The 20,440-nt window shown below is 62.5% G+C and carries 22 protein-coding genes; all 22 read right to left on the bottom strand.

Going from position 1 to position 20,440, the window contains the following annotated elements; all coding sequences use genetic code 11:
• Window positions 1-19: 19 nt before the first annotated feature.
• Window positions 20-814, bottom strand: a complete 795-nt coding sequence (locus B8V81_RS22450) for a phosphatidate cytidylyltransferase (RefSeq protein ID WP_101809231.1) — start codon at window positions 812-814, stop codon at window positions 20-22.
• A gap of 26 nt (window positions 815-840) precedes the next feature.
• Window positions 841-1,608: an undecaprenyl pyrophosphate synthase gene (locus B8V81_RS22455; protein ID WP_028597402.1), complete on the bottom strand. Its 768-nt coding sequence runs from the start codon at window positions 1,606-1,608 to the stop codon at window positions 841-843.
• Window positions 1,609-1,653: 45 nt separating this feature from the next.
• On the bottom strand, window positions 1,654-2,208 hold the full coding sequence (gene frr / locus B8V81_RS22460) for a ribosome recycling factor (protein WP_028597403.1): 555 nt from the start codon (window positions 2,206-2,208) through the stop codon (window positions 1,654-1,656).
• A 1-nt stretch (window position 2,209) separates the two neighbouring features.
• Entirely contained in the window at window positions 2,210-2,938 is a 729-nt protein-coding gene (pyrH, locus tag B8V81_RS22465; RefSeq protein ID WP_028597404.1) for a UMP kinase, read from the bottom strand.
• Between the two features lie 188 nt (window positions 2,939-3,126).
• Window positions 3,127-3,777, bottom strand: coding sequence for a translation elongation factor Ts (tsf, locus tag B8V81_RS22470; RefSeq protein ID WP_028597405.1), 651 nt, complete (start codon window positions 3,775-3,777; stop codon window positions 3,127-3,129).
• Window positions 3,778-3,932: 155 nt separating this feature from the next.
• The gene (rpsB, locus tag B8V81_RS22475; RefSeq protein WP_028597406.1) at window positions 3,933-4,631 is read right to left on the bottom strand and encodes a 30S ribosomal protein S2; all 699 of its coding nucleotides are present in this window, start codon (window positions 4,629-4,631) and stop codon (window positions 3,933-3,935) included.
• A 206-nt stretch (window positions 4,632-4,837) separates the two neighbouring features.
• Window positions 4,838-5,482: a hypothetical protein gene (locus B8V81_RS22480; protein WP_101809232.1), complete on the bottom strand. Its 645-nt coding sequence runs from the start codon at window positions 5,480-5,482 to the stop codon at window positions 4,838-4,840.
• Window positions 5,469-6,077, bottom strand: coding sequence for a hypothetical protein (locus B8V81_RS22485; protein WP_101809233.1), 609 nt, complete (start codon window positions 6,075-6,077; stop codon window positions 5,469-5,471). The genes B8V81_RS22480 and B8V81_RS22485 overlap by 14 nt, the downstream gene beginning before the upstream one ends.
• A 43-nt stretch (window positions 6,078-6,120) precedes the next feature.
• Window positions 6,121-6,441, bottom strand: a complete 321-nt coding sequence (locus B8V81_RS22490) for a hypothetical protein (RefSeq protein ID WP_028597408.1) — start codon at window positions 6,439-6,441, stop codon at window positions 6,121-6,123.
• Window positions 6,442-6,501: 60 nt separating this feature from the next.
• Window positions 6,502-7,905 carry a flagellar assembly protein A gene (locus tag B8V81_RS22495; protein WP_101809234.1) on the bottom strand — a complete coding sequence of 468 codons (1,404 nt, stop codon included), beginning with the start codon at window positions 7,903-7,905 and terminating at the stop codon, window positions 6,502-6,504.
• A gap of 15 nt (window positions 7,906-7,920) precedes the next feature.
• Window positions 7,921-8,709 carry a FliA/WhiG family RNA polymerase sigma factor gene (locus B8V81_RS22500; RefSeq protein ID WP_028597410.1) on the bottom strand — a complete coding sequence of 263 codons (789 nt, stop codon included), beginning with the start codon at window positions 8,707-8,709 and terminating at the stop codon, window positions 7,921-7,923.
• 93 nt (window positions 8,710-8,802) lie between these two features.
• Window positions 8,803-9,261, bottom strand: a complete 459-nt coding sequence (locus B8V81_RS22505) for a hypothetical protein (RefSeq protein WP_028597411.1) — start codon at window positions 9,259-9,261, stop codon at window positions 8,803-8,805.
• Window positions 9,262-9,266: 5 nt separating this feature from the next.
• Window positions 9,267-9,761 carry a chemotaxis protein CheD gene (locus B8V81_RS22510; RefSeq protein WP_028597412.1) on the bottom strand — a complete coding sequence of 165 codons (495 nt, stop codon included), beginning with the start codon at window positions 9,759-9,761 and terminating at the stop codon, window positions 9,267-9,269.
• Window positions 9,758-10,378 carry a chemotaxis protein CheC gene (locus tag B8V81_RS22515; RefSeq protein ID WP_028597413.1) on the bottom strand — a complete coding sequence of 207 codons (621 nt, stop codon included), beginning with the start codon at window positions 10,376-10,378 and terminating at the stop codon, window positions 9,758-9,760. Before B8V81_RS22515 ends, B8V81_RS22510 begins: the two co-directional genes overlap by 4 nt.
• Before the next feature lie 5 nt (window positions 10,379-10,383).
• A complete protein-coding gene (locus B8V81_RS22520; protein WP_028597414.1) occupies window positions 10,384-10,845 on the bottom strand; it encodes a chemotaxis protein CheW in 462 nt (153 codons plus the stop codon).
• Between the two features lie 19 nt (window positions 10,846-10,864).
• Window positions 10,865-12,907 carry a chemotaxis protein CheA gene (locus B8V81_RS22525; protein ID WP_101809235.1) on the bottom strand — a complete coding sequence of 681 codons (2,043 nt, stop codon included), beginning with the start codon at window positions 12,905-12,907 and terminating at the stop codon, window positions 10,865-10,867.
• Window positions 12,908-12,943: 36 nt separating this feature from the next.
• On the bottom strand, window positions 12,944-14,266 hold the full coding sequence (locus tag B8V81_RS22530; protein WP_101809236.1) for a protein-glutamate methylesterase/protein-glutamine glutaminase: 1,323 nt from the start codon (window positions 14,264-14,266) through the stop codon (window positions 12,944-12,946).
• Window positions 14,267-14,291: 25 nt separating this feature from the next.
• Window positions 14,292-15,173 carry a MinD/ParA family protein gene (locus B8V81_RS22535; RefSeq protein ID WP_028597417.1) on the bottom strand — a complete coding sequence of 294 codons (882 nt, stop codon included), beginning with the start codon at window positions 15,171-15,173 and terminating at the stop codon, window positions 14,292-14,294.
• Window positions 15,166-16,470, bottom strand: coding sequence for a flagellar biosynthesis GTPase FlhF (flhF, locus tag B8V81_RS22540; RefSeq protein WP_028597418.1), 1,305 nt, complete (start codon window positions 16,468-16,470; stop codon window positions 15,166-15,168). Before flhF ends, B8V81_RS22535 begins: the two co-directional genes overlap by 8 nt.
• Window positions 16,467-18,500: a flagellar biosynthesis protein FlhA gene (gene flhA, locus B8V81_RS22545; RefSeq protein ID WP_028597419.1), complete on the bottom strand. Its 2,034-nt coding sequence runs from the start codon at window positions 18,498-18,500 to the stop codon at window positions 16,467-16,469. Before flhA ends, flhF begins: the two co-directional genes overlap by 4 nt.
• A 25-nt stretch (window positions 18,501-18,525) precedes the next feature.
• A complete protein-coding gene (gene flhB, locus B8V81_RS22550; RefSeq protein WP_028597420.1) occupies window positions 18,526-19,626 on the bottom strand; it encodes a flagellar biosynthesis protein FlhB in 1,101 nt (366 codons plus the stop codon).
• Window positions 19,627-19,646: 20 nt separating this feature from the next.
• Window positions 19,647-20,435 carry a flagellar biosynthetic protein FliR gene (gene fliR / locus B8V81_RS22555; RefSeq protein WP_028597421.1) on the bottom strand — a complete coding sequence of 263 codons (789 nt, stop codon included), beginning with the start codon at window positions 20,433-20,435 and terminating at the stop codon, window positions 19,647-19,649.
• Between the last annotated feature and the right edge of the window lie 5 nt (window positions 20,436-20,440).

Below are 20,440 nucleotides of genomic sequence, written 5' to 3' on the forward strand. Positions count from 1 at the left end.
GCCCGGAGCGGGACCGTTCCTAGAGCGGGAGCAGTCCCGTCAGCACGAGCAGCGGAAAAACGACGATCCAGCTGTCGCAGCGGTCGAGCACTCCGCCGTGGCCGGGCAGCAGCTTGCCGCTGTCCTTGACGCCGCGATGACGCTTGTACGCCGACTGGATCAGATCGCCGAACTGTCCGGCGACCGCCGCGACGGCGCCGATCGCGACCGCGCGGCCAAAGCCGATCGTCTCGGGAGCTGCGAGCTGGAAGGCGATCGCAGCGGCAATCGCGCAGGCGATGCCGCCGAGCGAGCCTTCGATCGTCTTGTTCGGGCTGATCGCCGGCCACAGCTTGCGCTTGCCGATCGCCTTGCCGATGAAGTAGGCTCCGATATCCGAAGCCCAGATGGCGGCGAAGCTAAGGAAGCTCAGGTACAGGCCATGCGGCTCGATGCTTCTGACATCGCCCATGGCGGCGAAGCCGAAGCCGACATAAACGGCCCCCAGCAGCAGCAGCGCGGCTCCGTCGACCGCGATCCGGTTTTTGGCGACGACCGTCACCGACAAGAGCAGAAGCAGCAGCAACCATATCGCTGCGCTGTCTGACGGAACGTCGAGGCCCAACTCTTCCCATGGGAGCATAAAAAAAAGCACCCCGGCGAAGCCGAGCAGCCCAGCCGGGTGGAAAGGAGAAATGCCGTTCAGGCGCGCGAATTCAAAAAAGCCGATCAGGGCGAGCAGCAGCAGCAGCAGCTCGTATGGCGTCCCGCCGATGACGAGCAGCAGCAAGAAGAGAGCGCCTGCCCCGAGGCCGGTTAGGATCCGTTGTTTCATCGCTATTTTCCTCGCTTGGAAGCGGGCTAGGACAATCCTCCGAACCGTCTGCCCCGCCGCTGATATTCGATGATGGCTTCCTGGAACTGCTCCTCGGTGAACGAAGGCCAGTAGACATCGGTAAAGTACAGCTCGCTGTAGGCCAGCTGCCAGAGCATGAAGTTGCTCAGCCTCAGCTCGCCGCTCGTGCGGATCAGCAGATCGGGATCCGGCAGGTCGCTGCTGAGCAGCCGGCTTTCGAACAGCGCCTCGTCGATCGACTCCGGATCAAGCTTGCCTTCGGCCGCTTCGCGGGCGATGGAGCGGACGGCGTCCGCCATCTCCGCCCTGCTGCCGTAGTTGAGCGCGAAGTTGAGCACGAGGCCGGTGTTCTCCTTCGTCTTTTCGATCGCTTCCTCGAGGGCTTCGATCGTAAAGGACGGAAGATGCTCCCGGTAGCCCATCATCCGCACCTGCACGTTGTTCTCGATCAGCTCTTCCAGCTCCAGAGCGAGAAACTCCTGCGGAAGACGCATCAGAAAATCGACTTCCGGCTTGGGGCGCTTCCAGTTCTCGGTGGAAAAAGCGTACAAGGTCAAATATTTCACGCCGGCTCTGTCGGCAGCCATCGTAACCTTCTTGACCGCCTTCATTCCGGTATGATGGCCGGCGATTCGCGGCAGGCCGCGATTCTGGGCCCATCGCCCGTTGCCGTCCATTATAATGGCGACATGCTGCGGCACATTTTCCCCGGACGGAAGCTCCGCTTCCTGCGGAGATGCCTTGCCCCGTTTTGACCACAGTCTGTCGATCATCTTCCTTCCTCCCCGCAGGCGTTGAATCCCGTTGTCCAGTCCCAATCAGACTTCCATGATTTCCTTCTCTTTGGCGGACAGCACCTTGTCGACCTCGGCGACGAACTTGTCGGTCGTCTTTTGGATGTCGTCCTGGTGGCGCTTGGACTCATCCTCGGAGATGTCCGTCTTCTCGAGCTTTTTAATGGACTCGTTGGCGTCGCGGCGGATGTTGCGGATCGCTACCTTCGCCTCTTCGCCGAATTTTTTCGTCATCTTGACGAGCTCCGAACGGCGCTCCTCGGTCAGCATCGGCACCTGGATGCGGATCGAGGCGCCATCGTTCGAAGGCGTCAGGCCGAGATCCGACTTCATGATGGCGCGCTCGATATCCGCGAGCGACGATTTGTCCCATGGCTGGATGAACAGCGTGCGGGAGTCCGGCGTATTGATGTTCGCCAGCTGGTTGAGCGGCGTCAGCGCGCCGTAATAGTCGACCGAGATGCGGTCGAGCAGAGCCGGAGTCGCGCGGCCGGCGCGAAGCGTCGCGAGATCGCGCTTAAGCGCTCCGATCGCTTTTTCCATGCGCTCGGCAGCATCGGATTTGATGGTTTGCGGCATGTCAGTTGGCACTTCCTTTCACGATGGTTCCGATCTTCTCTCCGAGCACGACCCGCTTAATATTGCCTGGGATCGTAATCGCGAATACGACGAGCGGAATGTTGTTGTCCATGCAGAGCGAGGTGGACGTGGAGTCCATGACGCCCAGATTGCGGTTGAGCACGTCCAGATAAGTCAGCGTTTCGAACTTCTCGGCCGTGGAGTCCTTGAACGGATCGGCGGAGTAGACGCCGTCCACCTTGTTCTTGGCCATGAGGATGACCTCGGCTTCGATCTCGGCTGCGCGAAGCGCGGCTGTCGTATCCGTCGAGAAGAAGGGATTGCCGGTTCCGGCTGCGAAAATGACGACCCGCCCCTTTTCCAGATGGCGGATCGCGCGGCGGCGGATATAAGGCTCGGCGATCTGCTGCATGGCGATGGAGGTCTGAACGCGCGTCGGAACGTCGATCGATTCCAGAGCGTCCTGAAGGGCGAGCGAGTTCATGACCGTTGCGAGCATGCCCATGTAGTCGGCCGTGGCCCGGTCGATGCCTTTCGCCGTGCCGGCGATGCCGCGCCAGATGTTGCCTCCGCCTACGACGATGGCCACTTCGACGCCCAGCTCCACGACTTCCTTGATTTGCTGCGCAATGGACGAGATGATTTCAGCCTCGATGCCGTAGCCAGCCTGGCCGGACAGCGATTCTCCGCTCACCTTCAGTACGATGCGTTTGTAGACGGGATTCTCCAACGTCAATACCCCCATGTTCAAGACAGATTTCGGTGCTTAAAAAGTTTCAGCAATGCGGCGTCGAACGAAAGCTTCCTAAAAAAAACAGGCGGGGCGGAAGCCCCGCCCCGCCTGTCCTCGCGTTCGGTATCGGTTCGAAAGACGCCGGCCGACCGGATGGCCGGCAGCGTCTGGCAATGGAACGCGGCTTACAGCTTCGCTTGCGACATGACTTCTTCGACGAAGTTGTCGACTTTTTTCTCCAGGCCTTCGCCAAGCTCGAAGCGAGCGAAACGACGGATGGAGATGTTCTCGCCGATCGTGCTGATCTTTTCGTTCAGCAGCGTCGAGATCGTCTTGTCCGGATCCTTGATGAACGGCTGCTCCAGCAGGCAGAACTCTTCATAGTACTTGCTCAGGCGGCCTTCGACCATCTTTTCGACGATATGGGCCGGCTTGCCTTCGTTGAGCGCTTGCGCCTTCAGGATCTCGCGCTCTTTTTCCAGCTCTTCCGCTGCCACTTCCTCGCGGCGGACATATTTCGGACCTACGGCTGCGATCTGCATCGCGATGTCCTTGCAGAACTCGCGGAACTGGTCCGTCTTGGCGACGAAGTCGGTTTCGCAGTTGATTTCCACGAGCACGCCGATGCGTCCGCCAGCGTGGATGTAGGATTCTACGACGCCTTCCGTCGCGACACGGCCGGCTTTGTTCGCCGCAGCGGCAAGGCCTTTCTCGCGAAGCAGCTCGGCTGCTTTCGTCAGATCGCCGTTCGCTTCTTCCAGCGCTTTTTTGCAATCGAGCATGCCTGCTCCCGTTTTTTCACGCAATTCCTTGACTGCACTCGCATTGACTGCCATCTGATTTTCCTCCCGATGCCTTCATTCAGGCCAAGTTGTCCGCTTCGAGCGGATTGTTTCCTCTATGCACCCTCAAAAAAAGGGCGGCGAGGAGGCTTTCACCTTCTGACCACCCTTATCGTTCACAGCTGTAGGAATTTCCTGGCGAATCCAGCTTAGGCGGTCGTTTGCTCGCCTTGGTTGGCTTCGACGATGGCGTCAGCCATCTTGCCCGTCAGCAGCTTCACGGCGCGGATCGCGTCGTCGTTGCCCGGGATGACATAATCGATCTCGTCCGGATCGCAGTTCGTATCGACGATGCCGACGATCGGGATGCCCAGCTTGCGAGCTTCGGCGACCGCGATGCGCTCTTTGCGCGGGTCGATGATGAAGAGGGCGCTAGGCAGCTTGCGCATGCCTTTGATGCCGCCGAGGAATTTCTCGAGGCGATCCTTCTCCTTGCGGAGGATGATGACTTCTTTTTTAGGCAGGACATCGAACGTGCCGTCCCCTTCCCATTTTTCCAGCTGGCGCAGACGATCGATGCGCTTTTGGATCGTGGAGAAGTTGGTCAGCGTGCCGCCGAGCCAGCGTTGGTTGATGTAGAAGTTGCCGCAGCGCTCCGCTTCTTCCTTCACGGAGTCTTGAGCTTGCTTTTTCGTGCCGACGAAGAGGATGGAGCCGCCGTCTTCCGCGATGGAGCGGACGAAGTTGTACGCCTCTTCTACTTTTTTGACCGTCTTTTGCAGGTCGATGATGTAAATGCCGTTACGTTCGGTGAAGATATAGCGATCCATTTTAGGGTTCCAGCGGCGAGTTTGGTGACCGAAGTGAACACCAGCCTCGAGCAGCTGTTTCATGGAAATCACTGCCATCTTCAACACCTCCTAGTTGGTTTTTATTTGTGTCCTCCGCCGATGTCATCTTCCGGCAAGACTTCCGCTCGCGGAAGCACCCTTGACAGAATTAACCGGCGTGTGTTTTTAACACCGTCAATTACTATAGCATACCGGGCTTGTCAGCGCAACTGTCCCCTCAAGCTAAAAAAACGAGACGCCATCCGCTTGGAACGGGCGTCCCCTCATCGTTTTTGCTTGTCCAGCCACGCCTTGCCCTCTGCCGGGTCCATCGGCTGGCTGGCTAGAATCTTCTTCAGGTTTTCGAGGCCGGGCTTGCCCTCGATCTTGAAATAGCCGGCTCGGACAAGCGGGACCGGCCGCTGCTTCTCCATGTAGTCGAGAAAGCCTTTCTCGCTCGCGATGAGATTGCGTTCCTTCAATAAAGAGGCGGTCTCCGTCAGGCTGCTCCCCGGCTCGATCCGGATGACGACGGCCGGGAGGCTCTCCGCCGGCTGGCCGGACGGCTTGGCGGATTCCGATTTCGTTCCGCCTTTGGGAGCCGCCGCTGGAGACGGACGCGCCGACGGCGAAGCGGCCGGCGAGCCCGAAGGCTGCGGACTGGCAGCCGGCTCGATGGAAGGCGCGGGCTGCGCTCCAGGACTCGGGTCGCCGTCCGCCTCCTCGGCTTCGGCCATCTCCGCTCTCGTCCGCTCGACGGCCGCTTGGACGAGCAGCTCCGCTTCTTCCGCCGTATAGACCGCCGCCCCGTCCGGCGGATCCGGCAGCGCGGCTCCGCCCTGGCCGGCCAGCAGCAGCTGCAGCAGCAGGGCGCCGGCCATGATGCCGACGCCGAGGCCGGTCCAGAACATGCGGTTAGGAGGCTTCATGGCGAGCCCCCTCCTGCTTGGCCAGCTGCTGGATGAGCAGCACCTCGCCTTTGTTCATGCCGAGCCGCTTGGCGATCTGCTCCACGGAGAGGCCTTGCTCATGCAGGTCGAAAAGCATCGTGAACCGCTGCCTGATGCCCGGCTTGGACGCTGGCGCCTGCGCGGCGGCGGCGGACTCGGCAAGCCCTTCCTGCGGCGCTTCAACCGGCTGCGAGGCAGCGGCAGCCGGAGCGACGGGACGTTGTCCGGCGGATCCGCCGGCAGCGGCAGCAGCCGCCACCGACGCGGCTTGCAGCTCCATCTCGCGCTGCAGCCGCGTGCAGCGCTCCTCGAGCTCGGCGATCCGTTCCTCGCGCCGCCGCGCCTCTTCCTTCTCCTGTTCTTTTGACGACAGCACCAGGCCGGTCAGGTCCCGCTGGCTCTGCTCCATGTTTTCCATGAACTGTTCCAGCGCGAGCTCCATTTGCTGAAGTCCGGCGTCCGAAGAGTCTTGGCTCTTCGTCTTGTTCGCGCCGCGTCCCCGCGCCAGCAGATTGGACCAGACGAGCACCACCGCTCCGACGAGGACAATATAGTGCCAGGGCTGCATGTTCATCGTCCGTCCTCCTTCTCCTGTATTCTCTGCGATCCCAAGCGGCTTACAAGCGGATGTCGATCCGGCGGCCTTTATACGGATGCGCCGTCCGCTCTTCCGGGAGCTCTCCGCTTTCCGCCTTGCCGCGCCTGTCGCCGGCCTTCGCGCCGCCGCTCCCGCTTTCTTCTTGCCGGTAGCCGATCTTGGCGTCGGCCCGGCTTTCCAGCTCGGTGCTGCGGCTTCGATCCTGCTCCGTTTTTTTGGCCGCCTGCTCCGCCTGCTGCCGCGCCTCTGCGGCCAATCGGCTTTGCAGCTGGCTTTGCTGCATCCCGGTTTCCTGAGTCTTCGGCACGGACACCTGCAGATCGACCGGTCGATAAGGCATCGCATCCTCCTCCTTGCAGCTGCCTGCCGCATGCCGCAAAAGGCTTGCTCGGCAGCGCCGCTAGACGATCTGGCCCATGTTGATCTCGCCTTCGATGAAGCGGAACTGCACGCGGGACGTCGGCTCCTTGATGAACCGGGTATAGCGTCCGATGACGATTTTCGTTCCCCCGAAAACGGTGCCCCGCACCTCGACCTTGGCCGTGCTCGAATCCTCGAGCGAGCGCTCGATGTCCAGGATCCGGTCCCGGGCCTCCTCGATCTCCTGCACCGCCTGCTTTTTCGTCGCCGACAGCTTGATCCGAAGGGCCAGCTTGTCGGAAGCGATCGTGCCTGCCGCCGCCATCTGATCGAGAATGGCCAGCGCCTTTTCCGTCTTGTCGAGCGCTTCGCTTTTCGACCTTACGGCGATGCGCAGCTCCTTCAGCTCCTCGCGCAGCTCGGGCTTGACGCCGACCTCGATCGACGTGGCCGTCGACATCGTATTGCCCGCGGTGCGCACCTGCACCGTCTCGCCGGCCTGCACGACGCCGCCGACGAGCAGCCCCTTGGCGCCGCCGCAGACGACGTTCCGGCCGGCGCGCACCTGCGAATGCATGATGCTCTGGCTGACGAGCACATCCTCGCCGGCGAATACCGTGCCGTCCTGGATGAACGAGCAGCGGACCGAGTGTCCCGCCTTCACCGAGCCTTTGCCGCCGCCCATGATGCCGCCGGTGATCTCGATCGATCCGTCCGTCTCCAGCTCGGCTCCCTCGACGCCGCCGACGACGCGGATGTCTCCGGCCGCCCTCACGCGGAAGCCTGTCAGCACATTGCCGCGCACGACGACGGTTCCGACGAAATCGATATGGCCGGTATGATAGTCCACGTCTCCGTTGACCTCATAAACGGGGAACACATTGATCGAGTCGCCGCCGGTAATCGTAAACAAGCCGTCTATCGCCGCATAGACCAGCGTCCGATCGGCATTGCAGACGACGTTTTTGCCCGCTTTCAGGCGCGCTTCCTTGCCTTTGCGGCCCGGGACCGCGATTCCGGTCACCGTTTTTCCCGGTTCGCCTTCCGTCGCGGGCAGCTTGCGGGCGATAAGCTGGCCTTTCTGGACGTTCAGAATCTTTGACGTTTCCTTGAAGTCGACCTTGCCGTCCTCCGACTCCTCCGGCCGCTGGTCGGCATTCATCTCGACGACGTAAGCGATCCTCCCGTCCTTGCCCGTTTTTGGCGGGAGGCCATGGGCGATCGGAGTCTGCTGCAAGGAATAGGAGGCCGGATCGTTCGAGATCGCATGGAGCAGATCGTACTGAATTCCATATGTAATGCCGCTAGCCCTCAGGAATTGCTCGAGCTCGGCGGCCGTGCAGGCAAAATCGTCGTCGCAGCGGATGAACTGCAGCAGCGCCGTCATCTGATCGGGAGCCACGTTTACGCTTAGCCGCTGCTGCAAGCCTAGCTGTTCCTTCATCGTTCCGACCTCCTTCTAGGAGTTCTGCATCAATTGTTCCTTTTGCTTGGACAACGCGCCTCTCAGCCGAAGGATCGCCTTGGAGTGCAGCTGCGAGATTCGGGAGGGCGAGAGCGACATGACCTCGGCGATCTCGCTCAGCGACAATTCTTCGTAATAGAAGAGGGAGACGACGATCCGCTCCTTCTCCGTCAGCTTCTCGATGCCTTTCACCAGCGATTCCTTCAAGTAGAACTCATGGACCTTATGGTCCGGATTTTTGGCCTTTTCGTCGACGAGCAGCGACATGCGAGTCTCGCTCTCTTCCTCGCGGATCGGATCCTCGAGCGAGCAGACGGTCGTGACGGCGATTTCCTGCAGCATGACCGTGAATTCCTTTTCCGACACCTGCAAATAAGAGCTGATCTCGAAGTCGCTCACCGAACGCAGATATTGCTGCTCCAAGTGCTGGTAGGCTTCCTCGATCCGCTTCGCTTTCTCGCGCACCGATCTCGGCACCCAGTCTCCCTGCCGCAGGCCGTCGATGATCGCTCCGCGAATTCTCCAGGATGCGTAGGTCTCGAACTGCAGGCCGCGCTTGTAATCGAATTTATCGATCGCGTCGATGAGACCCATGACTCCGTTGCTCGCCAAATCATCCTTCGATACGTTTTTGGGAAGGCCGATCGCCATCCGGTTCGTGACATAGTCCACAAGCGGCAAATATTGCTCGATCAGCGCCTTTTTCGCGTCCAGATCCTGCTCCTCTTTCCACTTTTCCCACATTGGCATGTTGGATAAATGAGGCGCCTTGGGCTCAGTCATCGTCCTCAAGCCTCCTTAAGCTTTCGCCATCCAGTTCCTCGTCGGTCCGACCGGACCTTGCCTGGCTTCGTCGGCCCGGGTTGCAGCCGAGCTTCATTTGTCTTCCGAATTCCACTGCCGCACCGCCTGCAGCAGCTCCTGCTCGCTCGGCTCCTCCCGCGTCGCGCGCAGCTGGGGAGGGGACAGCGGCTGGAAGGCCGCCGCGTCCCGGGCTGGGGCGGGCGCTCCGCGATCCTCGCGGGCCCGCTCTCCCTCAGGCGCCCTCCACCCCTCGCGCAGCAGCTCTTCCAAATCCTCGCTGCCCGCAGCCTCGAGGTCCAACGCCGACCCGGCCGCTGGCGTCCCCGCTTCCGCGGCCGCAGCGGACGCCGGGTCCGGCAGCGTGAACGTGAGCAGGAACCGCAGCGCGTAAGCGAGCAGCCAGAATGCCGCCGCCGCGGCGAGAGCGCGCGTCCCGCCGACTTCCCAAGGATTGCGGCCGGCATTGAGCAGAAGCGTCAGCAGCGCGCCTCCTGCGGCGATCCAGCCGTTGATGCGCCATGAACCTACCATCTTCGCTACAGCTCCTTTGTGCCATTCTGGGCGGAACGGATCGTAAGGATGCCCGTTTCCGAATCCAGCTCGATGGTGCGTCCGTAATTTCCGCCGGTATCCTCGGCCACGACCGGAATGCCGATGCGCGAGAGCAGCAGCGCGCAGCTTTCCACGTTTCTCGGGCCGATGCGCAGCGAGTCGCTCTGCGCGAGAGAGGCGAACATCTGGGCTCCGCCCGCCATCTTTGCGTTCATCCGCTCCACTCTCGCCCCCGCCTTTTCCAGCTCCTCGATCAGCAGAGGAACAGCCGTGTCGGCATACTTGGCGCGGTTGAACGGAAACTCGCGGGCGATGGAGGAGTCCGGCAGCATGACATGGGCCATGCCACCGATCTTCCGTACGGCATCGTACAGCGTCAGTCCGACGCAGGAGCCGAGACCGGTCGTCCGGATGCATTCCCCGCGCACAGCGACGCCCAGATCGGCCATGGCGACCTTGACGATCGGCTGCTGGATCATGGCACGTCCACTCCGAGCGAACGGAACAGCGTCGGGAACGAATCGGGGTCCGGAATCAGGAAAAACTGGCCCTCGATCTCCTCCCCGTCGCCCTGGAAGCGCGTCTCGACCAGCAGCGCCGCATCGCCCATCTCTCCGTATTGCATGAGCCCGTAAGCGAGCACGGCGCCAGCCATGTCGAGGGCCACGGCTGGCACGCTCGGCGATAAGGCGAGGCGCGTCAGATCGGCGAGAGAGGACAAGTAGGAGCCGGCCAGGATGTTGCCGATCTCGCTCAAGGCGGACAGCTCCATTTCCGAGTACTCCAGATCCTCCTCGACTTCCATCGCCGCCAGCCTTCGCAGCAAGCGCTTGGCGGCGACCGGGTTCATGATGTAGAACAGATTGCCCGGAGCATCGCCGTCCACCCTCAGGAACACGGCCACGACAAGCTGTTCGGCTCCGCCCGCGCGTTCGGCGACTTCCTCGAACGGCACGAGGCTCACCTTGGGCACCGCCATGTCGACCGGACGATTCAGCAGCGTGGACAGCGCGGTCGCCGCATGGCCGGAGCCGATATTGCCGACTTCCTTCAGCACGTCGAGCTCGAATTCGGCAAGCTTGCCGTATGACCTCACGCCGATCAAGCCTCCATCTGTTCCAGCTGCACAAGCTCCGATTTATTGAGCACCTCGGACAGGTTGAGCATGACGAGCAGCCGTCCGCCGTCGGTCTTGGCGACTCCGCGCAAATACTTGGCCTGGATGCCGCCGACGACTTCCGGCGGCAGCTCGATCTGGTCGCTGCTGATATCCGTCACATCGTTCGCTCGGTCGACGATGAAGCCGACCTCCATCTCGCCGGAGCTCACGACGATGATCCGGGTCGCTTCCGTCTGCTCCGTCTCCGCCAGTCCGAATCGGCCGCGCAGGTCGATGACCGGCACGACGACGCCGCGCAGATTGACGACGCCCTTGACGAACGCCGGCGTTTTCGGCACGCGCGTAATCGGCATGAGCCGCTCGACCGTCTTCACCTTGTCGACCTCGATGCCGTACTCCTCTTCTCCGAGCGAAAACACGATCACCTTGATGTCTTCAGCCATAATTCCCATCCTCCTTCGCTTATTTGAAAAGCGCGTTCGGGTCGATGATCAGGGCAACCTGGCCGTCTCCCAATATCGTCGCGCCGGATACCGCAGGCGTCTGTCCAAGGTAAGCTCCCATCGACTTGAGCACGATGTCGCTCTGCCCGATGAAGTCGTCGACGATGACGGCGGCCCACTTGTCGCCCTTGCGGATGACGATGTACTCGCTCTCCTCCTCGTCATCCTCGCGATAGTCGGGAGCGCCCAGCACGCGGCTGAGGGAAACGACCGGAATGACCGCATTGCGGTAGGAAAGCATGCGATTGCCGTGCACGGTCAGGATCGCTTCCCGCTTCACGATGCCGGTCTCGACGATCGACGTGAGCGGCACGGCGTACTTCTCGGAGCCGAGCTTGACGAGCATCGCCGTAATGATCGACAGCGTGAGCGGCAGCTGGATGCTGAATTTGGAGCCGACGCCCGCCTTGCTCTCGACCGAGACGTTGCCTCCGAGCGAAAGGATCTTCGAGCGGACGACGTCGAGCCCGACGCCGCGTCCCGAAATGTCCGAAATCTGGTCGGCCGTGCTGAAGCCCGGCGCGAAAATGAGGTTGTTCATCTCGTCGACGGTCAGCCTGGCGGCCTCCTCGGGCGAGAGCACTCCGTTCTCCACCGCTTTGGCCTTCACCTTGTCGGAGTTGATGCCGCGGCCGTCCTCCTCCACCTCGATGAACACATGGTTGCCGCTGTGGTAGGCGCGCAGCCAGATCGTGCCCGTCTCCGGCTTGCCGGCCTGCAGGCGGCCTTCCGTCGTCTCGAGGCCGTGATCGAGAGAGTTGCGGAGCAGATGCACGAGCGGGTCGCCGATCTCGTCGATGACGGTGCGGTCGAGCTCGGTGTCCGCTCCGGTCACGATCAGCTCGACCTTCTTGTCGAGCGAGCGGGCGAGGTCGCGGATCATCCGCGGGAAGCGGTTGAACACGGTATCCACCGGCACCATCCTCAGCTTGAGGACGATGTTCTGCAGGTCGCCGCTGATGCGGGACAGATGCTCGACCGTCTCCGTCAGCTCTCCCCGTCCGATCTCCGACGACAGCTGCTCAAGCCGCGAGCGGTCGATGAGCAGCTCGCTGAACAGGTTCATCAGCGCGTCCAGCCGCTCGATGTCGACGCGAATCGTGCGGGAAGCGGCGGGAGCTCCGCCAGCCGGCTTGCGAGCTTCCCCGGCTGCGGGCGGCTCGGCCGGCTTGGCGGCAGGCGCGCTCGGCGCCGCTGCGCCGGCAGCCGGCTTGGCGGCAGGCTCCGGGCGCGCCAAGCGCTCGAGCGTGCCGGCATCCAGCTCCTCGGCGCGAGCGGCCGCGACCTCGGAGATGCCGCCGACGGCTTCCTCCAGTCCCTTGGCGTCATGCTCCGTGACGAAGATGACGGTGAACGAGCGGTCGAACTGCTCCTGCTCGAGCTCGGTGACGGAAGGAATCGACTTGACGACCTCCCCTTTTTCCTCCAGCAGGTTGAACACCATGTAGGCTCTCGCCGCCTTGAGCACGCAGCTCTCTTCGAGCGAGACGTCGATGCGCAGAGCCTTGAGGCCGCTGTCCATCGACTGCTTCAGTACGGACAGCTGGAATTCGTCGATCGCCGCCGCAGGACCGGCCGGCGCTGCGACCGCGGCCGCCGCCGTCTCGGTCCGGGTTAAGTAGCTGCCGTCGACGATCGACTTCAGCGCGCCGACGATGCTTCCGACGTCCGCCTTGCCCTGGCCTCCGGCCGTAATGTCGGCGACCATGCTCTCCAGCGCGTCCAGTCCCTTGAACAGCACGTCGAAGATGAACGCGTCCATCGCCAGCTTTCCATTGCGGACCAGATCGAGCACGTTTTCCATCTCGTGGGTGAGCGAGGCGAGATCCTCGAATCCCATCGTGGCGGACATCCCCTTGAGCGTATGCGCCGAGCGGAAAATGACCTGGACGATGCTCAGATCGTTCGGATCGCCTTCGAGCTTCAGCAAATTCTCGTTGAGGGCTTGCAGATGATCCTGGGATTCATCGATAAACATGGAAAGATAAGCGTTCATATCCATAATCGAGTCCACACCTCCTGTAAGTTGACCGTTCGGTTAGCCGAGGCAGCGGACGGAAAGCTCCTTGGCGATCGACGAGAGCGGAAGCACCGTGACGCAGCTTCCATTCTCGACGCAGCTGCGAGGCATGCCGTAGACGACGCAGCTTTCCTCGGATTCGGCGATCGTGCTGGCGGCCCCGCTTTCCTTCAGCTCCAGCATGCCCTTGGCCCCGTCGCTCCCCATGCCGGTCAGGATGACGCCGTGCCGCTTGAGGCCGCCATGCGGCACGAGCGAGCGGTACAGCACGTCGACCGAGGGGCGATGCCCGCTTACCGGCTCGTCCTGCGACAGCCGGATGAAATACCCTCGCTCATCCCGGTCGAGACGCATATGATTGCCTCCGGGAGCCAGATACACATGGCCCGTCATGACCGGCTGGCCGTCCACGGCTTCATGGACGGTCAGCGGCCCGGCTCCGTCGAGCCGCTTTGCGAGCGAGGCGGTGAAGCGCGGCGGCATATGCTGCACGATCAGCACCGGAGCCGGCAAGTCCTCCGGCAACCCGGCGATCAGCTCCTGCAGCGCGCGCGGTCCGCCTGTCGACGTGCCGACGGCGATCAGATGCTCGAAATTGCGGCTGCCGGCCGCCGCTCCGGCCGTGGCGGCGGGACGGAGCGGCTTGGAAGCGGCGGGGCGTCCAGCCTTCGGCTCGGCCGCCGCTTCCGGCCGCGGCCGAGCGGAGGGCGGGCCGGCCGGCTTTTCAGGCTTGGCGGCCGGCAGCTTCGGCGCCGCCGCCGAAGGCGATCCGGCCGTTCGGCCGGCCGGCTTGGCCGCAGCGTCCGGCCTCTCCGTCCCGCTTTTGCCGGCACCGGCCGGCGGAACCGAAGAGCGGCGATCCGGCTGGCGAGGCTTCGCCGTCTTCGCCCGCTCGGCCGCCAGCGCCGCCTCTTCGTGCTGACGCCTCATCCGCTCGCGGATGAGGACGGCGGTGTGGAGCTTTTCCCTCAGCAGCCGGCCGATCGTTGAGATCTCGCCCGGCGGAGAGCTTGCCGCCGGCTTGCGGATGAAGTCGAACGCGCCTTGCTGCAGCGCGGCGATCGTCAGCGAGGTGTGCTCCTCGCTGATTCCGGAGAACATGATGACCGGCAGCGGATTCGAGGCCATGATCGCCTCCAGCGCGTCGATTCCGTTCATCTCCGGCATTTCCAAGTCCAGCGTCATGGCATCCGGGTCGAGGCGGGAAGCCGCCTCGATCGCTTCGACGCCGTTGCGGGCCATGCCCGCCACCTCGAACGCCGGATCCTCCTCGATCAGATCCTTGATGACGGCTCTCATGAAGGCCGAATCGTCTACGACGAGCACTCGATATGGGGACATCCGCCGATCTCTCCTTGTCATGAAGTCAAAGGTTGCGTTTGCGATTGAACCATTGATGAAAGAAGCCTTTGACTGTGCGGGAGGCATCTCCGCGAGGAAGATCCAGGTAGCCTCTGGCCGCCGCCAGCACGTCGCGCGACGCCTTGCAGTCCGGGTACGCGAGCGTGAACGGCGTCTGCCGCCGGACCGCCTTGCCGACATGCGGATCATCCGCGACGCTGCCTAAGAATGGAAGGCGGATGTCCAGGAAGCGCTGCGCCGCGAGATCCATCTTTTCGGCGGTCTGGCGTCCTTCCCGTTCGTCCGCCGCCCGGTTCACGAGCAGCCGGAAGCTTGCGTCCGGCCGGCTGTGCGACACCATCTTGACGAGCGCATAGGCGTCGGTGATCGAGGTCGGCTCCGGCGTCGTGACGACGATGCTCTCGTGGGAGGCGCCGATGAAGCGCTCCGCTTCCTTGCTGAGTCCCGCCCCGGTATCGAACAGGATGAAGTCGTACTCTCCCTGCAGCCGCTCGATCTCCCGATCCGCCTGCTGCAGCTGCTCCTCGCTGAGATGGAGCAGCTCGCGGAATCCGGAGCCGCCGGCGATGAAGTGGATCCCTCCCGGACCGAGCTGGATGATGTCCCGAATCGGCCGCTCGCCCCGGAAGAGATGATAGAGCGAATACGGAGCCGACACCCCCATCAGCACGTCGAGATTGGCCATGCCGATGTCGGCGTCGAACACGAGCACCTTTTGGCCGAGCTTCTGCAGCGACAGCGCGAAGTTCAGGCTGAAGTTCGACTTGCCGACGCCTCCCTTCCCGCTTGCTACCGTCAAGATGCGCGTCGACCTCGGCGGCTCTGCCGCCGAGGAGGCGTGCTGCCGTCGGATCAGATCGCGAAGCGCCTGCGCCTGATCAGACATCCGCCCCGTCTCCGATCAGCAAGGCGGCGTAGCGGCGGCTGCTGAAGCGCTCGAGATCGTCCGGCACCGTCTGGCCCGAGGCGATGTAGAGCGGCTGGAGCCGATGCGACAGCGACAGGTTCAGCAAAGCTCCGTACACTCGCGTCTCGTCAAGCTTCGTGAAGATCGCTTTCGTTACGCCGTGCTCGATGAACGGAAGCGCCACCGATTCCATATCCGCTGTCCTTGCCGTAAGGCTGAGCACGAGGCAAGTCTCGCTCGCCGATCCCGTCCGCAGCATGCTGCTCACCTCGTTGATCTGCAGCTCGCTGCGGTAATTGCGTCCCGCCGTGTCCATCAGCACGATATCCTTGTCCGCCAGCTGCTGGAACGCCCGCGCCGCCTCGGCCGGCGAAAAGACGACCTCGAGCGGAACGCCGAGGATGTCGGCGTACGTGCGCAGCTGGTCGACCGCCGCGATCCGGTACGTGTCGGCCGTGATCAGGCCGACCGACCGCTGGCGCTGCAGCGTCTCGCATGCGGCCAGCTTGGCGATCGTCGTCGTTTTGCCGACGCCGGTCGGTCCGACGAAATGGATCGTCCTCGCCTGGTCGAGGATGTCTCCCCCGACTTCGAACGGCGACAGCCATCGCTCGATTACAGCTCGAGCCGCTTCCCGCAGCGCCTCGGGCTGCAGGGACAACGACTCGAAGTCCGGCTCCGTCCGCAGCTCCTCGAGAAGCCTGTCGCGCCATTCGGCAGCGACCTCCTGCCGCTCCAGCCGCTCCATGAGCTGGCGCAGCGGCTCGCTGCGGCCGTCCGCTTCCTGCTGGAGGCCGAGCTGGCGGATCCACGTCTTGAGGCCGCGAACCTCCTGCAGCAGCTCGTCCTGCAATGCGTCCGCCGACGGACGACCGTCCGTCGGCATCCGATCCCGCCGAGGCGGAGGCGATGGCGCCTCCGGCAGAGGTTCCGGCGGCGGCTCCGGACGACGCCAGCTCTCCGCAGGAGGCTCCGCCGGACGTCCAAGCGTTGTCGCGGGCTCTGCCTGGGCTTCTTCCGCCATCCCCAGCCCGCTCGGCGAAGCCGCAAGGGCTGCAGCCGGCCTCGCCGCCGGCTGGCGCGCCGGAGCAGGCTTCGGAACGGGCTTCGTCTCCGCTGCCGCGATGACTTCCATGCGGCGCTTGCCGAACAGGCCGAGCACGCCTCCGGTCTTGATTTCCTTGGTGCTGAGAATGACCGCATCGCTGCCGAGATCGCCGCGGATGAGCGGCAGCGCCTCCGGCACGGATGCGACGACATATCGCTTTACCTTCACAAGCTCACCGTCCCTACGCTCTGGACTTCAACCGACGGCTCAAGCTCGCTGTAGGACAGCACCGGCACGTCGCCCATCACCCGCTCGATCAATTGCCGCAAATACATGCGGATCGTAGGCGACGCCAGCACGACCGGCTGATGGCCGGACTGGATCTGGCGGGAAACCTGCTCGCTGATGCGGCTGCAGATCTGCTGGGAAGCGACCGGATCCATCGCCAGATAGCTGCCCTGCTCCGTCTGCTGCACCGATTCGGCGATGCGCTTCTCGAGCGCCGGGCTGACCGTGATGACCTTCATCGAACCGCCGCCCGCGCTGAACTGCTGCGTGATCTGGCGCGAAAGCGCCTGTCTCGCGTATTCGGTCAGGATGTCGGGGTCCTTGGTGTACAGGCCGTGATCGGCCAGCGTCTCGAAGATCGTCACCAGATCGCGGATCGAGATCTTTTCCTTCAGCAGCTTGGCCAGCACCTTCTGGACGTCTCCGACCGTCATGATCGACGGGATGAGCTCGTCGACGAGCGCCGGATACGCCTCGCGCACATTGTCGACGAGCGCCTTGGCCTCCTGCCTGCCGAGCAGCTCATGCGCATGCCGCTTGATGATCTCGGTCAGATGCGTGGCGACGACCGACGGCGGATCGACAACCGTATAGCCGGACATCTCCGCCCGCTCCTTCGTCGCTTCGTCGATCCACAGCGCTGGAAGTCCGAACGCCGGCTCCGTCGTCTCGATGCCGATGATCGACTCGTCCTCGAAGCCCGGGCTCATCGCCAGATAGTGGTTCAGCAGCAGATCGCCGCGAGCGACCTGATTGCCCTTGAGCTTGATGACGTATTCGTTCGGGCGCAGCTGGATGTTGTCGCGGATCCGGATGACCGGCACGACGAGCCCGAGCTCAAGCGCGCATTGCCTGCGGATCATGATGATCCGGTCCAGCAGGTCGCCGCCTTGCTGCGTGTCGGCGAGCGGGATGAGCCCGTAGCCGAACTCGAATTCGATCGGATCGACCTGCAGCAGGCTGACGACGCTTTCCGGACTCCGCACCTCCTCGATCTGCTGTTCCTCGACGAGCTGCTCCTGCTCCTGCAGCTGCTTGCTCTGCGCCCCCTGCATCTTCCAGCCGAGGAAGGCGATCAGGATGGCGATCGGGAACGTGCGGACGACGCCGATCGGCGTAAACAGTCCGAGCAGCGCGATCGTGCCGGCGACGACGTACAGCAGATGCGGATAGCGCATCATCTGCAAGCTGAGATCGTGGGCCAGGTTGCCCTCGGATGCCGCTCTCGTCACGATCAGGCCTGCGGCCGTGGAGATGAGCAGCGCCGGGATCTGGCTGACGAGACCGTCGCCGATCGTCAGGATCGAATAGGTCTGCAGCGCTTCGCCGAAGCCCATGCCCTTGACGGTCATGCCGATGATGAAGCCGCCGAGCAGATTGATGATGAGGATGATGATCGAGGCAATCGCATCGCCCTTGACGAACTTGCTCGCGCCGTCCATCGATCCGTAGAAGTCCGCTTCCCGCTCGATCTTGGAGCGCCGCGCGCGCGCTTGCTGCTCGTTGATCAGACCGGCGTTCAGATCGGCGTCGATGCTCATCTGCTTGCCGGGCATCGCGTCGAGAGTGAACCTTGCGGCGACCTCGGCGACGCGTTCGGAGCCTTTCGTGATGACGATGAACTGGACGACGACGAGGATGAGGAAGACGACGAAGCCGATGGCGACCTGACCGCCGGCGACCCAGTTCCCGAAGGTCATGACCACTTCGCCCGCATGGGCATGCACGAGAATGTTGCGCGTGGTCGATACGTTCAGGGCAAGCCTGAACAGCGTCGTAATCAGCAGCAGCGCCGGAAAGATCGAGAAGTCCAGCGCCTCTTTCGTGTTCATCGCTATTAAGAGAATGATGAGCGCGACCGATATGTTGATTACGAGCAGGACGTCCATCAGGAAAGTAGGCACAGGGATGACCATCATCATGACGATGCCGATAACCCCCACCAAAACTGCCAGGTCCCTCAGTTTCATGACGAATGCCTCCGGTTCACTCAAGTTAAGATGATTTGCTGCGGCCCTTCAGCTTGTATACATAGGCCAGAACTTCGGCGACCGCTTGGAACAGGTCCGCGGGGATCGTATCCCCGATCTCGGCCCGGTCGTACAGCGCTCTCGCCAGCGGCCGGTTCTCCATGGTCATGACCCCGTTCTCCTTGGCGATTTCCTTGATCCTCAGAGCGACGTAATCCATTCCCTTCGCGAGAATGACCGGAGCCTCCATCTTCCCGCCCTCGTACTTGATCGCGATCGCGAAGTGCGTCGGGTTGGTGATGACGACATCGGCTTTCGGCACTTCCTGCATCATCCGCTGCAGCGCCATCCGGCGCTGGCGTTCCTTGATCTTGCCTTTGATGAGCGGATTGCCTTCCGTCTTGACATATTCGTCCTTGATGTCCTGCTTGGACATCCGCAAGCTCTTCTCATGCTCGTAGCGCTGATAAAAATAATCGAGCACGCCGATGACGATGAGCAGCGCGCCGAACTGCAGGCCCAGCTTGAGCACGAGCCCCGCGGTGAAACGGAAGATCTGCTCCACCGGCACATGCGCGAGCAGCAGGATCCGGTCCCATTCTCCCCAGATCGCCGAGAAGACGAGGAAGCCGACGACCGTAAGCTTGAGGATGCTCTTGAGAAACTCGACCAGCGATCGGGCTGAGAAGATGTTCTTGAGCCCTTTGATCGGATCGAGCTTCTTGAAGTCCGGCTTGAGCGGCTCGCCCGTGAACAGGAATCCGATCTGCGCGTAGTTGACGATCAGGCCGGCGATGAACACGAGCAGCAGGATCGGCGCGATCAGGATAAGGATCTGGACCATGACGTCATAGAACAGCGACATCGTGTTGCCGTCGGACAGCGTCATCTGCAGCCAGTCGTTGAACAGGCTGCCGAACAGCCGGTAGATCCTTTCTTTATAGAAGCCGCCCAGCATATAGAAGCTTCCGAAAACGAACAGGATGATGAAGGCTCCGCCAAGCTCCTGCGTCTTGGCTACCTGCCCTTTGTTCCGAGCCTCCTGCTTTTTCTTCGGCGTGGCGTCTTCCGTCTTCTCCCCGTTGAACAGCTGGAGATCGACCCGGAAGCGCAGCCTGCGGTCCATAAGCTCCCTCCTTCCGGCGATCATGGCGTTCCGCCCTGGATGTCTCCGAACAGCTCGCCGAGAAAATCGAAGACGATGGAGAAGATGTGGCCGAACAGCACGCCGAGCGAAGGCATGAGCAGCACGAGCAGCAGCACGCCGAGCAGGATCTTGAGCGGCGCTCCGATGACGAACACATTGTACTGAGGAGCCGTCTTCGCCAGAAATCCGAGCCCGACGTCGGTCAGGAACATCGCGACGATGATCGGAGCGGCGATCTGCAGCGCCAGCAGGAACGATTGGGAGAATCCTTTGATCAGAAACTCGCTGATCGTCCCGTCCGCGATGAACGCGTACAGATGCAGGTCGAGCGGCATCCAGCGATAGCTGTTCATCAGCGCCTGCAGCAAATGCAGATGGCCGTTCATCGTCAGGAACAGAAGCAGCAGCACCATGTACTTGAAGTTGCCGGTAATCGGAGCCGAGATGCCCGTCAGCGGATCGACGACGTTCGCCATCGCGAATCCGACCTGCAGGTCGATGAACGCTCCCGCTGTCTGGACGAGCGTGAAGAATAGGTAGACGATGAAGCCGAGCAGAAGTCCGACGAGAATTTCCTGCAGGACGGTCAGCACGTAGACGGCATTCGGCACCGCTTGCTGTCCCGTGCCGTACGTCAGGTAGACCAGGTAGGAGACAAAGCCGCCGAGCCCGATCTTGATTCTCGCCGGCACGGTGCGGGAGGCGAAGACGGGTGCGACGACAAAAAAAGAAGTGATTCGACAAAAAATCAACAGAAAGACGGGAAACCCCTGGATGAATGCGTCCATCTCTC

Source organism: Paenibacillus pasadenensis (genome assembly GCF_002864175.1).
GTDB classification, from domain to species: Bacteria; Bacillota; Bacilli; order Paenibacillales; family Paenibacillaceae; genus Paenibacillus_O; species Paenibacillus_O pasadenensis.

What these genes read in the sequence shown, in the direction of transcription:
- B8V81_RS22450 (WP_101809231.1), bottom strand. Translation starts at nt 814, where the DNA reads ATGAAACAACGGATCCTAACCGGCCTCGGGGCAGGCGCTCTCTTCTTG.
- B8V81_RS22455 (WP_028597402.1), bottom strand. Translation starts at nt 1,608, where the DNA reads ATGATCGACAGACTGTGGTCAAAACGGGGCAAGGCATCTCCGCAGGAA.
- frr (WP_028597403.1), bottom strand. Translation starts at nt 2,208, where the DNA reads ATGCCGCAAACCATCAAATCCGATGCTGCCGAGCGCATGGAAAAAGCG.
- tsf (WP_028597405.1), bottom strand. Translation starts at nt 3,777, where the DNA reads ATGGCAGTCAATGCGAGTGCAGTCAAGGAATTGCGTGAAAAAACGGGA.
- rpsB (WP_028597406.1), bottom strand. Translation starts at nt 4,631, where the DNA reads ATGGCAGTGATTTCCATGAAACAGCTGCTCGAGGCTGGTGTTCACTTC.
- B8V81_RS22480 (WP_101809232.1), bottom strand. Translation starts at nt 5,482, where the DNA reads ATGAAGCCTCCTAACCGCATGTTCTGGACCGGCCTCGGCGTCGGCATC.
- B8V81_RS22485 (WP_101809233.1), bottom strand. Translation starts at nt 6,077, where the DNA reads ATGAACATGCAGCCCTGGCACTATATTGTCCTCGTCGGAGCGGTGGTG.
- B8V81_RS22490 (WP_028597408.1), bottom strand. Translation starts at nt 6,441, where the DNA reads ATGCCTTATCGACCGGTCGATCTGCAGGTGTCCGTGCCGAAGACTCAG.
- B8V81_RS22495 (WP_101809234.1), bottom strand. Translation starts at nt 7,905, where the DNA reads ATGAAGGAACAGCTAGGCTTGCAGCAGCGGCTAAGCGTAAACGTGGCT.
- B8V81_RS22500 (WP_028597410.1), bottom strand. Translation starts at nt 8,709, where the DNA reads ATGACTGAGCCCAAGGCGCCTCATTTATCCAACATGCCAATGTGGGAA.
- B8V81_RS22505 (WP_028597411.1), bottom strand. Translation starts at nt 9,261, where the DNA reads ATGGTAGGTTCATGGCGCATCAACGGCTGGATCGCCGCAGGAGGCGCG.
- B8V81_RS22510 (WP_028597412.1), bottom strand. Translation starts at nt 9,761, where the DNA reads ATGATCCAGCAGCCGATCGTCAAGGTCGCCATGGCCGATCTGGGCGTC.
- B8V81_RS22520 (WP_028597414.1), bottom strand. Translation starts at nt 10,845, where the DNA reads ATGGCTGAAGACATCAAGGTGATCGTGTTTTCGCTCGGAGAAGAGGAG.
- B8V81_RS22525 (WP_101809235.1), bottom strand. Translation starts at nt 12,907, where the DNA reads ATGGATATGAACGCTTATCTTTCCATGTTTATCGATGAATCCCAGGAT.
- B8V81_RS22530 (WP_101809236.1), bottom strand. Translation starts at nt 14,266, where the DNA reads ATGTCCCCATATCGAGTGCTCGTCGTAGACGATTCGGCCTTCATGAGA.
- B8V81_RS22535 (WP_028597417.1), bottom strand. Translation starts at nt 15,173, where the DNA reads ATGTCTGATCAGGCGCAGGCGCTTCGCGATCTGATCCGACGGCAGCAC.
- flhA (WP_028597419.1), bottom strand. Translation starts at nt 18,500, where the DNA reads ATGAAACTGAGGGACCTGGCAGTTTTGGTGGGGGTTATCGGCATCGTC.
- flhB (WP_028597420.1), bottom strand. Translation starts at nt 19,626, where the DNA reads ATGGACCGCAGGCTGCGCTTCCGGGTCGATCTCCAGCTGTTCAACGGG.
- fliR (WP_028597421.1), bottom strand. Translation starts at nt 20,435, where the DNA reads ATGGACGCATTCATCCAGGGGTTTCCCGTCTTTCTGTTGATTTTTTGT.